The 13,387-nt window shown below is 64.1% G+C and carries 16 protein-coding genes; 1 reads left to right on the plus strand and 15 read right to left on the minus strand.

Features of this window, described 5'->3' with window-relative positions; genetic code table 11:
- Positions 1 to 41 precede the first annotated feature (41 nt).
- Together hpf and EV580_RS08025 are read right to left on the minus strand one after the other, a co-directional pair.
- Complete coding sequence (hpf, locus tag EV580_RS08020) at positions 42 to 716, minus strand: ribosome hibernation-promoting factor, HPF/YfiA family (protein ID WP_183502679.1); 675 nt, start codon at positions 714 to 716, stop codon at positions 42 to 44.
- Between the two features lie 295 nt (positions 717 to 1,011).
- Positions 1,012 to 1,641 carry a ComF family protein gene (locus EV580_RS08025; RefSeq protein WP_133690507.1) on the minus strand — a complete coding sequence of 210 codons (630 nt, stop codon included), beginning with the start codon at positions 1,639 to 1,641 and terminating at the stop codon, positions 1,012 to 1,014.
- Between the two features lie 53 nt (positions 1,642 to 1,694).
- Here EV580_RS08025 and EV580_RS08030 point away from each other — a divergent pair, with 53 nt between their 5' ends.
- Complete coding sequence (locus EV580_RS08030; RefSeq protein ID WP_133690508.1) at positions 1,695 to 2,516, plus strand: alpha/beta fold hydrolase; 822 nt, start codon at positions 1,695 to 1,697, stop codon at positions 2,514 to 2,516.
- A 4-nt stretch (positions 2,517 to 2,520) separates the two neighbouring features.
- Here EV580_RS08030 and EV580_RS08035 read toward each other — a convergent pair whose 3' ends face one another.
- From EV580_RS08035 to mtrB, 13 genes are all read right to left on the minus strand, one after another.
- On the minus strand, positions 2,521 to 2,817 hold the full coding sequence (locus EV580_RS08035; protein ID WP_133690509.1) for a hypothetical protein: 297 nt from the start codon (positions 2,815 to 2,817) through the stop codon (positions 2,521 to 2,523).
- Positions 2,801 to 3,073: a hypothetical protein gene (locus tag EV580_RS08040; RefSeq protein WP_133690510.1), complete on the minus strand. Its 273-nt coding sequence runs from the start codon at positions 3,071 to 3,073 to the stop codon at positions 2,801 to 2,803. The genes EV580_RS08035 and EV580_RS08040 overlap by 17 nt, the downstream gene beginning before the upstream one ends.
- Complete coding sequence (locus tag EV580_RS08045; protein WP_133690511.1) at positions 3,066 to 3,620, minus strand: Imm61 family immunity protein; 555 nt, start codon at positions 3,618 to 3,620, stop codon at positions 3,066 to 3,068. Before EV580_RS08045 ends, EV580_RS08040 begins: the two co-directional genes overlap by 8 nt.
- A 603-nt stretch (positions 3,621 to 4,223) precedes the next feature.
- A complete protein-coding gene (locus EV580_RS08050) occupies positions 4,224 to 4,496 on the minus strand; it encodes a hypothetical protein (protein ID WP_286171495.1) in 273 nt (90 codons plus the stop codon).
- Between the two features lie 18 nt (positions 4,497 to 4,514).
- The gene (locus EV580_RS08055; protein WP_133690512.1) at positions 4,515 to 5,093 is read right to left on the minus strand and encodes a hypothetical protein; all 579 of its coding nucleotides are present in this window, start codon (positions 5,091 to 5,093) and stop codon (positions 4,515 to 4,517) included.
- 37 nt (positions 5,094 to 5,130) lie between these two features.
- Positions 5,131 to 5,646, minus strand: a complete 516-nt coding sequence (locus EV580_RS08060; protein WP_133690513.1) for an Imm61 family immunity protein — start codon at positions 5,644 to 5,646, stop codon at positions 5,131 to 5,133.
- A gap of 57 nt (positions 5,647 to 5,703) precedes the next feature.
- Positions 5,704 to 6,192 carry an Imm61 family immunity protein gene (locus EV580_RS08065; protein ID WP_133690514.1) on the minus strand — a complete coding sequence of 163 codons (489 nt, stop codon included), beginning with the start codon at positions 6,190 to 6,192 and terminating at the stop codon, positions 5,704 to 5,706.
- Positions 6,189 to 8,519, minus strand: coding sequence for a glycohydrolase toxin TNT-related protein (locus EV580_RS08070; RefSeq protein WP_133690515.1), 2,331 nt, complete (start codon positions 8,517 to 8,519; stop codon positions 6,189 to 6,191). Before EV580_RS08070 ends, EV580_RS08065 begins: the two co-directional genes overlap by 4 nt.
- A 200-nt stretch (positions 8,520 to 8,719) precedes the next feature.
- A complete protein-coding gene (locus EV580_RS08075; RefSeq protein WP_166654612.1) occupies positions 8,720 to 9,010 on the minus strand; it encodes a WXG100 family type VII secretion target in 291 nt (96 codons plus the stop codon).
- Positions 9,003 to 9,317 carry a WXG100 family type VII secretion target gene (locus tag EV580_RS08080; RefSeq protein WP_133690517.1) on the minus strand — a complete coding sequence of 105 codons (315 nt, stop codon included), beginning with the start codon at positions 9,315 to 9,317 and terminating at the stop codon, positions 9,003 to 9,005. Before EV580_RS08080 ends, EV580_RS08075 begins: the two co-directional genes overlap by 8 nt.
- A 94-nt stretch (positions 9,318 to 9,411) precedes the next feature.
- Positions 9,412 to 9,942: a VOC family protein gene (locus EV580_RS08085; RefSeq protein ID WP_133690518.1), complete on the minus strand. Its 531-nt coding sequence runs from the start codon at positions 9,940 to 9,942 to the stop codon at positions 9,412 to 9,414.
- A gap of 11 nt (positions 9,943 to 9,953) precedes the next feature.
- Positions 9,954 to 11,693, minus strand: coding sequence for an MtrAB system accessory lipoprotein LpqB (gene lpqB / locus EV580_RS08090; protein WP_133691094.1), 1,740 nt, complete (start codon positions 11,691 to 11,693; stop codon positions 9,954 to 9,956).
- Positions 11,694 to 11,716: 23 nt separating this feature from the next.
- A complete protein-coding gene (gene mtrB, locus EV580_RS08095) occupies positions 11,717 to 13,387 on the minus strand; it encodes an MtrAB system histidine kinase MtrB (protein ID WP_221217475.1) in 1,671 nt (556 codons plus the stop codon).

Raw genomic sequence — 13,387 nt, forward strand, 5'->3', positions numbered from 1 at the left:
CCATCCTAGGTGACGCGCTGGTCGAGCTCGGGCAGCGGCAATCAGCCCAGGCGGATCAACCCATAGTCATAGGCGTGCCGGCGATAGACGACGCACGGCCGATCGGTCTCCTTGTCCTGAAACAAGAAGAAGTCATGGCCGACGAGCTCCATCTCGTAGAGCGCGTCGTCCACTGTCATCGGCTTGGCCGGGTGCTCCTTGGTCCGCACGATGCGGCCCGGCTCATGGTCGTCGACCAACGCCTCCTGGACGGCGGGCTGCTCGGGCTTGAAGGCGGCGGCCGCGTCGATGAGCTGCGTCACCGACGTGGCCTCGTGCAGTGACACCGGTGTCTTGTCGCCGTAGTGGACCTTGCGCCTGTCCTTGGTGCGCCGCAGCCGATTCTCGAGTTTGTGGACGGCGGCCTCGAAGGCGCCGTAGAAGCTGTCAGCGCAGGCTTCACCACGGACGACCGGCCCGCGTCCACGCGCGGTGATCTCGACGTGCTGACAGTTCTTGCGTTGGCGGCGGTTGCGTTCGTGCTCGAGCTCGACGTCGAAGCGGTAGATCGAACGGTCGAACCGTTCGAGGCGAGCGAGTTTCTGCGCGACATAGACGCGGTAGTGATCGGGAATCTCGACATTGCGGCCGCACACCTGCACTTCGGCATTGGCGTCGGGTTCGGCAAGGTCGTCGTCGGCGAGTAGTTGACCGGAGTTCACGGATTCGATTGACATGCTTGACAACTCGTTTCTCTTACGGGTTGCACGCACTCTGGCGTGCCGGCCTGTCTTCGGTAGTTGCACCGGCAGGATCGGCACGAGATTTCACCCGCCGGCGCCAGGGGTCGAGGAACCTCACCTCCTACCGCAATCGGCGAAGTGGCGGGCCTGTGGGTGTAGGCCGCCCCGTGATGTGTTCACGGTGTGTTGGCTCCGAAGGTAGTCGTTGTTCACGGGGTGGTGCCACCTTTTTGCGCACCTGTTTTCAGTTCTTTCGACCCCCGTTACATGGACCGCAGGCCCCACCTGGTCAAGCGTGGGCAAGTGTTAGAAGAGCCCTAACTTTTGCGCCAGTTTCGTGCAGCACGCGGACCGCTTCCCGGGCGGTGGCGCCGGTGGTCACGATGTCGTCGACGAGCAGGACCTCGCCGGCGACCGGCCTTGCGATCTTGATGCGGCCGGCGAGGTTGCGTTCGCGATCGGCGCTCGTGAGGCCGACGGAGTCGCGGACCCACGCGCGGGTCCTGACTGCCTGGGTGACGGTGATGTCCGGATGGTTCTGGGTGGCCTTCTGCGCGATGCGGGTGACGGGGTCCCCACCGCGGCGGCGGGCGGCGAGCACCCGGGTCGGGGCCGGGACGATCACGAACGGGGTGTCGAGGATGCCCCAGCCGAGGAGCTGGTGGATGCCGAGTGCCAGGGCGCGGGCCAGCGGGGCGACGAGGTCGCGGCGGCCGTGTTCCTTGAGCGCGACGATGGCTTGGCGGCGCGGCCCGGCGTAGTGGCCCAGGGCGAAGACGGGCACGCCCGGGTCTACGCGTGGGGTGACGAGGTGAGGCTCGTCGGTGTGGACGTTCAAAGTCGTGGCGCAGGCGTCGCACCATTTGGTCGAGGGTGTACCGCAGCCGCCGCATTCGAGCGGCAGGACGAGGTCGAGCATGGGCTCGAGTGTGACCGCTTTCGGTGACGTCCCGGGAGTACTGTCCACAGGAGATGACTGGGACGACTGGATTCGTCGAGGCGAACGGACTGACGTTCGCCTATATCGAGGAGGGCTCAGGCCCTCTCGTCCTTCTGCTTCATGGCTTCCCGGACACCGCCCACACGTGGGACGATCTGCGGCCGCGGATTGCCGCCAAGGGGTACCGCGCGGTCAGCCCATTCATGCGGGGCTACCACCCGAGCGAGGTGCCGCACGCCGATCCCTCGCAGGAGACGCTGGTCCGCGATGCCCTTGGGCTGATCTCTGCGCTGGGGGCTGCGGAGGCAGTGGTGATCGGGCACGACTGGGGTGCGGCGGCGGCGTACGGCGCGGCGGCGCTGGGGCCGGAGCGGGTTTCCAAGCTCATCACTCTTGCCATCCCGCATCCCGCCACCTTGGTGCCGACTCCTCGGAAACTCTGGGGTGCAAGGCATTTCGGTGCGTACAAGCTCCCGGGTGCTGCGGAACGCTTCGCGCGCAGCGACTTCGAAGCGTTGCCTTTAATTTACCGGAGGTGGTCGCCTACCTGGCGTCCTCCTGCCTCAGAGTTCGATGCGGTCCGGGAGTGCTTCGCGAGCCCGGGGAGCCTGGATGCGGCATTCGGCTACTACCGAAAGCTCTCTCCGCTGCCCTCAGCATCGTTGAAGGCGAAGATCACCGTGCCGACTGTCGTGTTCGCCGGCCTTGACGATCCGGTCGCCGAGCTATCCGACTACCGCCGGGCAGCGCGGAAGTTCCTCGGCGAGTACGTCATTGAGGAAGTTCCGGGTGGGCACTTCATGCACCGGGAGCATCCCGAGGTGTTCGCGGAACGCGTGCTGGCGCACTTGTGAGGGGTTAGCGCACCAAGTACGTGTAGTACCTCCCGAGCGCGTTGACCGCTTCCGCGGAAAGCTCGGGATGCCGTTCAGCCATGATGGCCATGACAGCCTGCCCGCCCTCGCTTAGAGTCAGCCCAGTCCAGTCAACATTGATCTTTATCGCCTCTGTGAGGATTGTGCCTACGCGTACGCGCATCTGTTCGGCTCGGTCGCCGAACACTTCGTTGAATTGGTCGTCATTTCGGAGTGGATATTTCCCGAGGCACACGCAGATCGCGGCGCTGAGTTCGAGATCTTCAGATTGCCGCGCCACGGTTCCAGCCAGGCTTTTGGATCAGCAAGTCGTCGTGCTCTTGTCGACGGCACGACTCGACGAAGTTCAGCGCGGCCTCATGGTCAGACATGAAGCGCTCATATTGGTCCAGCGTGAGTCGGTAGTACTCCTCGTAATCGACGACTCCGATAGACACCGGAAACGACGCGTAGTGGATGCCTTCGTTAATCTCGATCCCCAAGGAAAAGCGATCCTCGCGGGATATGAAAGTATCGTCAAATCTGTTGCTAGCCATGATCCTCCTCGTTGGGGCGAACCGAGAACAGCGGCTTACCTTCTGGGTCGCTAAGCGATTGGACGATCAGATCCATGTTAGTAGACGCAAAGATCGACAGGTTGACAACGTTCATGGTTCCGATCAGCTGACCACCGCTCACAACCGCAAGTGTGCGACCGTGTGGATCAATGAGTGTGAATCGCTCCTCCCCCCAAAACTTTTGCCTGCCTAGGATATAGCCGGCAGCGATATCTTCAGCAGAGTGTCGGAACGACAGGCGCGGGAGACCACGTCGGGCCCTGACCAATCGCGAAAAACGAACAATGAATCTGCGCTCCACCAGACCTGGAACCACAGAAGCAAGCTCGAATTGCTCTTCCCCCATACGTTCTGAACTCGTGACGACTACTGATCCGTCGGCATGGTGGTCGAAAAAGTATCTGATTTCTCCACCGCTATTCCACACCACGGCTCGGGCGTCCGTCGAGGAAGACTCGGTGATCTCGTAGCCAGCTTCGTGTGCCCAGCATTCGAATTCAGCCGTCAATCCGATGTCAGGTCTCATAGCTGCCCAAGTATCGACTCCGGCATCCCGTCCAACAGAATGCGGTCAAGTTCGTCGCAGGACAAAGTCAACAGCCTGTGCTCCGGTTGGACGCCGCCGACTTGGAGGACGAAGTATCGCGACGGTTCGTCTTTCAACTCAAATCTCGAAACGTATTGATCAAGTGAAATCTGCCGTACGCGCGGATCGAGTCCCGAGGTTTCCCAAGCCCATACGACTGGATCCATCCGTCGGCTGATACGGAGGGAGTCGCCGATCCTGAGCACCACATACTTGCCCGCATCCTCAACGTCAGAGAAGAACCCACTCAACGACTCCTGGGGTTCGTCTCGGCGCTCGCTTGCGACAGTGAATACCGCCCATCCAGCTTCTCCTGGCTCGAGTACATAGCCGGTCCAGCCTGGATGCGGATAGCCGACTCGCAGGTGCAAGCGACCGTCTTCCCAGGCCGGGTCATCCCTGATGCGTTTGCCCGCGATCGACGAGATGCGGGACCACCTAGCGTATCGGGAGATCAAGTCGCGCAATACCGCAGCAGTTTCGGTACCTCTTGAATCCACGTTGGCCCCTTCGTAGATAGAGCAGCGCATGAACCTGAAAACACTAAAGAGGTGTGCCCCGCTTCTCAGTCTGCTCGTAGATCAGCTGGTCGTCGTGGCGGCGAGCGCGGCACTCATCGACGAACTTCAGGGCAGCCGATCGATCACTGAGGAATTTCTCGTACTCCCCTGCGGCCAAGGCGTATTCCTCGTTGTACTCAACAATCCGATTGCTCACGGGTATGGCCAGGTAGTGGCCGCCCGTTTTTAGATCAACCCCTAGGAAGTAGCGGTGCTCCATAGACACATAGGTCGTTTCGAATCTCTTGCGTGCCACCACGTCCTCCAAACTTGGCTATTGACTTGATCTTTCGGATTCGGCAGCTTCGATGACAGCCAGTGTGGCCGCCGCAGCCCGAGCAACGAACTCCGCCCCCTGGGCCTCACCATGCACGCCCCACTGCCAACTGCCGACGTATGTGAACTCATCTTGTTCGTGACCTGGAAACCCGACGTCGATAATGTCCACTTCGACGAGAGGAGGGGCCGTCGACGCAAGGCCGCGTAACAGCTCGACGATGACTTCCGGCGAGTCGCCCACATAGTTGCCTGGCCCGTCGAGCACTTGGATGACGAACTCGCGGGGAGGCCGATCCCGGAGACTTAGATCGGCGGATACCCTTGCTCCGCTGCCTAGCATCTGGACGATCACCCCGTTCTCACTACCGAAGATCGGACGGCCAAGAGAGGCCAGGCCGTCCGCGAGTATCGCCACGCAATCCGAACGCCAACTCCGCAACGAATGTTTGGGGCTACAGCCGCCGTTCTCCCACTTCCTGTAGTAGGGACGCCTCATCCCCTCCCCTTTGGTCAGATGACCACTCAGCCACGCGGCGATCGCGTCGGGTGAATTAAGTCCGTTGGAAGGACTCATTTCGCTTGCCTCCTCGAGTGAGCTGGGAAGACTTGGCCTATTGCGGAAAAAAGGGGCGCCCGTCTGGTGACTCGTAGGTTTGTCTGACGGCGTGAATGTTCCGACCGACCAAGTGGGACAACAGAACCAGATCCGTCACGCCGACGTCACCGTCCCGCGCTTGAGCGATCTGCTCGCCGTCAGCTTCGGTCAGATGCGCAAACCCCTCACCGCTCCGGCCGATGGTGAACCGTTCGGCAAGTTGAGCGTTTGTCGTCGGTACCTCGAGCCACGGTAATCTGCGTTTCGAACGGACGTTGGTGCCGAAGAAGTCCCAAAGGTAACTCTCGACTACCTCACGCTGTGGCGATGACAGGACAAAGACCTCGGCTTCGCCGCGGTCTGCGGACGTCAGGGTGATTCCACTCTCCGACGTACGAAGGTAGAGGCGCGTCTCACCACCAGGATCGGTCCAGAACAGCGCGGCGCCCCAGCCGTCGTCCGGTGTCAGCGCGAACCCGCCTTCTCTGGCCCACTCGATGAGTTCTGGACCGATCCGTGGCGCACTGGTCATCCGATTAACTCCGTCTACACCCTGAAAATTGCGCTTGCGGGGCAACCCCAACCCGAATCAAGAGCCAAGTCCTTCGCCGACAAGCTCAGTAATTCGATCCGCCGACATCTCCAGAACGTGGCTGAACATTGCGGCGTTTGAGGTTGGGAGGACTGCTACTCCGTCCGCCAGGTGCAACTCCATGAAGTTCGGGCGAGGCGCGGGAGTGGCGTTAACGCTCGGATTCATTCCGAGGGAGTGGAATTGGGGGCCTAGCTGCTTGGCGCCAAGCGCAGTACGAGTTGTCGACGCCCACCGCCATAAGAGAAACTTGCGCGCCAGTGCGATCGTGGAGAATTGCGCGGTGTCGCTGTAGCGCTTTCCACGGTCATCAATCTCGTCTACTACCCACCAACCATCGTGATGGCGAAGGTCGTAAGCCTCGTCGTCCGATTTGAAGAGCATGCTTTGTCCATCGTTCCCGGGTGTCGAGGTCGCATCCGGAATCCCTGCCCGGCTGGTCCAAAATCGCCACGATGCCGCGAGATCTGAGAAGTCGACGGTCATTTGTGTACCTCTCTTAGGTAGCCCCAGTCCAGCAAGGTCTGCACCGAGGGACGTTCACCCTCAGGGGCAATGATGCGGTATTGCAGGCCGCCGCCGGGTTGATGGAACCAGGGCGCCACCTGCGATTGTTCGATGGACCAGCCCGGCGGCAGCTTCGTTGGATCATTCACGGCGTATTGAAAATAGGGCTTTAGTGCACTGTCGTCGGGCAACCCGCGAAATGGAAACGGCGTGCCGTCCGGGGAGAGCCATGCACCGCCGGGGAAGCCGAACCGATCCATAAGGGTTCCCCGCGCCAGTTGGACGTTCGGCACGACGGTACCGGGGACCGCGTAAGGCTTAGCCGGGTCTGTGTCGTCCGGGTAGATCAGATTTCCGTCGGGATCGGTGAACTCCGGCCCCGGATCATGGCGCTCGTAACCATCGAACAGAGGTGAATCCGGCGACAACGGTTGAGGCGTGTCGGGCTTGTGATGGTCCGCGGGGCCGCCTCCGCTATGAGGTGATCCACCGTCCGACCCGCCACCACCATGGCCCGAGCCTTCACCCGCCCCCGGATGCGGACCATGCCCCGCACCGTCGGCAGCGCCCTCTGCGCCGTGCGCGCCAACGGAAACCGGCACTCGGTCGCTTGCCTCACCCGCTGCCGACGGCGCCTCACCCACGTGGCCGCCGGCTGCGTCCATCGACCCCGCCGCGGGGATGCTCGGCGGCGAGGATGCTTCACCTGCACCAGCACCTGCCGACGGCGCGCTCGCTGGGCTCTCGGCGTGCGGGCTGGCCATTGGGTGTTGTTCGGCCGGTGAAGCAGGTACGTCGGCGACAGAGGGCTTCGATTCGCCCGGAATCTTTGACACATCAGCGCCGCCGGGATGCCCGGTGCCCGCATCTACGGGCACTCGTTCGGTCGGACCTCCAGCCCCATGACCCTGCGTCGGGGTCGGCGTGGGCTCGCCAGGCCTCGGTGGGCCACCAGGCTCACGGGGTGCCGGCGGCGGCCCCGGCTCCCCCGGCTTCGGCAACGGTCCAGGACTCCCCGACGGCGGCTTCCCGCCGTCGAAGCCCGTCTTGTTCAGGTCGTCCAGCTTGGCGGTAACACCCTCCAACTCACGCGAGACACCGCGCAATCCCGTTGTTGCCGAGGCAATCCCGCCAGCTTCGCCCGCCGCCCGTTCGGTCGCCGAAAGCTCCGCCCGCGCTGCTGCTCCCTCAGCCGCCCGCGCACCACCGGCAGCCTTGACGCCCGCACCGCCGGGAATGATCGCGGTGCCGATGTCGAAGCCCAACTCCCCGATCCCGAGGAACGGACGATCGCTGGTGATGTCCTCGTAATGCGTGACTTCCTTGAGTATGTCAAGAGAACCTTGAGGATCCGTAGCGAACGCAATCGGAGCAGTCATCGGATTCAGGACCTCGGCCATCTTGCCCAGGCCCTCGATCATGTCCCACGTGCCCTTGGGATCGCCGATCGGGTCGATCGTCGCGATGCCGCCAACCAAATTGATCCCGCTTAGCCCGATGCCCACGCTCGCATCGGTCAACGCGTTGCTGACACCAGCCACGATCCGGCCCGCATCCTCGCCGAGGTAGTTGACCAGCTCCACACGTGTGATCATTTCCATTGCGCGCGTGTAGTTTCTGATGCTCGTATTCAGCTGGGCAAGCAACTCTTTGCGTGCCGCCGACTGACGTTTGTGGTTGGCCATCACCGCTTTGATGTCGTTGGCAACCTCATGAATCTTTTCCTCGGCGTCACCCGTCAACAGCTCGAAAACAGTGCCCATGACACCCTTTTCGACGACGGACCCCACCACCGAAGTGAGCTTGTTGAGCAGATCGCGAATGGCGTTCTGGGTGTTTTCGACATCGGAAGCGAAGCTATTCAATTGGCCGGCAAGCTTTTGCGCCTCGCCCGCCAGCGACGACATCGCCGTACCGATATCCCGCACCGCAGTCTTCATCGGCTCTTTGTCCGGCATCTGTTGCGCGTCGATGGTGCCGTAGGCACCCGCGTTCTCGCCGGACACGCTATACAGCGGAGGCGCAAACGCGCTCCACGCGGCGCCGGCTGCTCTGAGCTCACTCGGCTCACCATTGGGCCACCAGTCGCCGACGAGGAACTCGACCAGATACCACAACACCGGCGGAGTTTGACCGGGGCCGTTGACATCTGGATCGCCGGCGGGCGTTGAGTACTCGGCGGGTGCGGTCGGCGCCGGCAGCGGGGTGGCTCCGCCGCGGATATCGGCGGCGGCCTCGGCCCGGGAATAGTTGGTCGCCGAACCCTGAATCACATAACCGAGATGCCGTAGCGCGTTGACGCCCATCGCCACCGCTTTGACCAACTCACCAGCCGAATCCTGGTAGGCGAATCCGAAGGCGGTGCCCGCGGCATCTTGACCGCTGTTCGCGTTGTAGGACGCCGTCAGCGTGCCCACCGCGGTGGTGATTCCACCACTCACAGCCGCCACCGCGGATCCCGCGCCCGAAAGCGCTCCAGGATCCACCCGCAACGGCTCTCCCATGGCTAGCCCCAGATTTTCAGGTTCGCCTCGACCGCGCCGCTGTAGGAGCTGTGGGCATGGGCACCCGCCGCGTGCAGCTGCCCCAACGCCACCCGCATCATGTCCGCCCCCTGCTTCCACTGTTCGTGGACCGCGGCATGCGACTGGCTGGGCACCCCGTCCCACTGCGCATGCAGATTGGCCACCACCGCGTCACACTCGTCGAGCATCGAATCAACCACCTGCTGATACGACGCCATCCGCTCGACGATGTTGGCCAGCCGGTCCAAGTCCACGGCGAATGCGTCAGCCATTGGTGAGACCCCGCAACTGCGCCGCCGAGCCCTGCTCATGAGACTCGAAGACCTGTCCCACCTGGCCGAGCCGCTCAGCGATGGTTGCCAGCGCTTGCTGGACCTTCAGTGAGCCGTCGTGCCACTGCTTCCACGCGGCGCCGTACGAGCTGCCCGCCGACCCGTCCCACGTTCCCAGCACCTGCTGGGCCTCCGCGTCCAGATCACGCAGCCCGGCCTGGAGGTGCTGGGCTCCCGCAGTCAATGCCTCGCACGCTGCGCGCATCACGTCGGGGTCGACCCGCAGCACACCGCCATCGCCAGTCACAGAGCAAACGCTAGCGGCTTGGCAGGCCGTCCACAATTCACCGGACTGACCAGCACAGACCGCAAGCAGCCCGCGGAGACGCGAGAACGTGGGGCTACCCGAACAGCGACCGGATGGGATCGCTTCCGTCCCAGTTCACCGCGGCCGAGCGCACGAGCTCGCCCATTCCGATCGTCGCGGGCGTGAGCTCCATCAGTTCGATGATCGTCGCCCCAATCCCCGCCGGCGGCTCGAAGTAGGCGTAGCGCGCCGTGCCGGGCTCACCGCCCGACCACACCACCGGCCAGCCCGCGGCCTCACCTGCCGCCAGCGCGGCGTCGTAGTCCTCGGCCCAGTAGGCCAGCTGGTGAAAGCCGTCGCCCCCGGCCGAGGTGAACTCCGAATAGATCGACGGTGCGTCGTTGTCCTGATGAATGACCTCGATCTGCATGTCGCCACTGTTGGCCAGCCCGAGCGTCAGCGTGACCGTGCACGGTTCGCCGCGATAGATCCCGGTCTGCTCGATACCGCGCAGCACATAGAACGGACCGATCCCCAGTGCCAGCAGGTTCTCCAGCGCCGCGTCGAAATCGTGCACGATGTAACCGATTTGACGGACGACACCGGGTAATACAGGTCCAGGCACCAGATTTCCTCTCAGCCAGGAAGCACCGGCACCGCGCCGGGCGTCAAGAAAGGTCGTACATCCGACCAGGATTGACCGTTGTCGGCACTGGTCCCCGACAGCTGCAGCACCCCGCGGCTGTCCGAGACATAGACCGCGGCCGGATTGGCCGCGACCGCCGAGACCGGCATCACGATGTTGCCGCTGGGCCCGTCGGAGTTCACGCCGTCGAGATTCACATACGACACCGGATGCGCGGCATCGGTTCGGGTGACCACGATGTCGTCGCCGGTGCGCCACGACAGCGACACCACCGACGAGCCCAGGCCGAATCCGATCCGCCGCGGATAGGTCAGCGAGAACTCCCCGGCCGGCGTCACCTCCACACCAGCCAGAACCACCTGGCCGTTGATCACCATCACCGCGCGGGTACCGTCACGGGAGAGCTGCAATTCGGTTATGGCACCGGGGAATCGGGACGTCACCGCCGCGGAATCCACCGGAATCCGCGCGGGCTGACCGGAGGCCTCTTCCTGGATCACCCGCACCACACTGTTGCCGTCGACCACGACCCACACCGCGTCGTCCAGCGCCCACGATGGCCGGGTCAACGATCGTGCATCGGTCGCCTTCGCCGCCGACCCACCGTTCGGGCCGATCCACAACGACGACAACATGTCCGGCGCGCCGGGCCGCAACACGGTCACCGATGCGATGTCCTGGCCGGTGCGCGACAGCGCCGCCGACACCTGAGCCGGCATCTGGCCGAACATTCCCCGCACCGGCGTGGCCTGTTGTCCGTCCAGCGACACCATCGATCCATTGATCAGCGCGTGCACACCCGCCGAGGCGCCGTCGACCGCACCCGGGTCGGTTGCCGCGACGTCGGTGGTGTTCCAGCCGTCGGCGAAGCGGTCGTCCAGCGCGGCGCCGTCGGCGTTGATCACATACGGGCCCTTGATGTCAGCCCGGGCCAGCGTCCAAATGATCTGGGCGGCAAGCAATTGCCGGCTGTGCGGATCGGTGGTGGTCAGGTTCTCCAGATCGACCTTCGCACCCCCGTAGCCGCGCCCGATACCGGTCTTGCCGCCGTCGGCGCGGGTCACCGGGCCGATCAGCTTCAGCGGACCCAGCAGATTGCGCACGGTCCTCGCCATCTCCGGCCGGGGTCCGGCGATCAGCTTGGTGATCAGTTCGGTGGCCAGCTGATCGCCGTCCGACACCGCGACGTAGCGCGGATCGGGGACGACGGTCTTGCCCGTCGGGTCGACGAAGTACAGGGTGTTGCGCTTGTAGGTGGCCTGGAACTGCTGCCAGTCCAGGAACACTCCGTTGGGCAGCTTGTTGATCCGCCACCCGTCCGGGGTCTGCACCATTTCGAGCAACCCGGGATCGGGGAGCTGTCCCTCGGCGGTCTCGAAGACGCCGACATCGGACAGCGAACCGAGCATGTCGGCCTTCATGGTGACCGAAACCCGGTCCGGAGTTCGGGTTTCGACGAATACGACATTGTCGATCAGCAGCGCACTGCCCTGATCGTCCCAGGCGCTGGACGCCGCCGGCGTGAGGAACTGACGGGCGGCCAGGTGCCGGTTGGCCGGGTCGGCGGTGGCCTTGAGGAATTCCCGCAGCAGCTGGTCGGGATCCATCCCGGGAGTCGGCTTGGGCAGGCTCTTGGGCTGGGGCCGCTCGACGGTCCCGATCGCTTGTGGCGCCGAGGAATTCGGCACTCCGGCGCATCCGCCCGTCAACATCGCGACCAGTCCGGCCATCAACAGGGCCAGCAGCCGGCGTGTCACACGCTCTCTCCCGCCGGCTCCCGCTGCCGAACCTGACGTTGGTCCTTGCGGCTGTCATTACGTTCTGCCGCAACCGGTTTCAACGGCAACGGGCTGGTGGTGACCTTGTGGCCGCGCACCAGCGGCAGCGTCAGCCGGAAGCATGCACCCTTGCCGGGTTCGCCCCACGCTTCCAGCCGGCCCTGGTGCAGGCGGGCGTCCTCGATGCTGATCGCCAGGCCGAGGCCGGTCCCGCCGGAGCGGCGCACCCGCGACGGGTCCGAGCGCCAGAACCGGCTGAACACCAATTTCTCCTCGCCCGGCCGCAAGCCGACACCGTAGTCGCGGACCGTCACCGCGACGGTGTCCTCGTCGGCGGCCATCCGGATCCGCACCGGCTTGTGTTCGGCGTGGTCGATGGCATTGGCGATCAGATTGCGCAAAATGCGCTCCACGCGGCGGGCGTCGACCTCGGCGATGACCTCGTGATCGGGCAGGTTGACCACCAGCTCGATACCGGCTTCATCGGCCAGGTGCCCGACATTGCCCAGCGCGCTGTTGACCGTCGAGCGCAGATCGACTGCCTCGACGGACAATTCGGCGACACCGGCGTCGTGGCGGGAAATCTCGAGCAGGTCGTTGAGCAGCGTCTCGAACCGGTCGAGCTCGTTGACCATCAGTTCGGTGGAGCGGCGCAGCGCGGGGTCCAGCTCCTCGGAATGGTCGTGGATCAGGTCGGCCGCCATCCGCACCGTGGTCAGCGGGGTGCGCAGCTCGTGGCTGACGTCGGAGGTGAACCGGCGCTGCAGATTGCCGAATTCCTCGAGGTTGGTGATCTGGCGCTGCAGGCTCTCGGCCATGTCGTTGAACGACACCGCGAGCCGCGCCATATCGTCCTCACCGCGCACCGGCATCCGTTCGGACAGATGCCCTTCGGCGAAGCGCTCGGCGATCCGCGAAGCAGAGCGCACCGGCAGAACGACCTGCCGCGAGACCAGCAGCGCGATCCCGGCCAGTAGCACCAGCAAGACCAGCCCGCCGGTGGCCATCGTGCCGCGCACCAGCGTGATCGTGTTCTCCTCGCTGTTCAGCGGGAAGATCAGGTAGAGCTCGAGATTCGGCACGTGCGACAGCGTGGGCGTACCGATCAGCAATGCCGGACCGGTGAAACTCTCGGTGTGCACCGTGGAGTATTGGTAGCTGACCTGGCCGGCTTTGACGAAGTCGCGCAACGACTTCGGGATCTGGTCCACCGGACCGGCGGCGGTAGCTGCCCGAGGACCGTCACCGGGGACCACCAGCACCGCGTCAAAAGTGCCGGCCAGCGCGGCACCCGATGACTGACCGGTCTTGGAGATCAAGGTATTGCGGGCCAACTGCAGGCTGCTGTCCAGCGAGCGCGCCTCTTCACCGCTGACCGTGCCGCTCACGGTGTTACGAGCCCGGTCCAGCTCCTCGGTCGCCGCATGAACCTTCACGTCGAGCACCCGATTGGTGATCTGGCTCGTGAGAACGAAACCGAGCACCACGATGACCGACGCCGACAATCCCAGCGTCAGCACAACGACTCGCAATTGCAGCGAACGGCGCCAGATCAATCCGACCGCTCGACTCAGCGCGCTGAGACCCCGCACGACGGGACCCGATCGTCCCCACGGGCCGCGCTGCTTGGAACCGACTCGGATCAT

Origin of the sequence: Mycobacterium sp. BK086 (assembly GCA_004362315.1) — a bacterium.
Taxonomy (GTDB): Bacteria; Actinomycetota; Actinomycetes; order Mycobacteriales; family Mycobacteriaceae; genus Mycobacterium.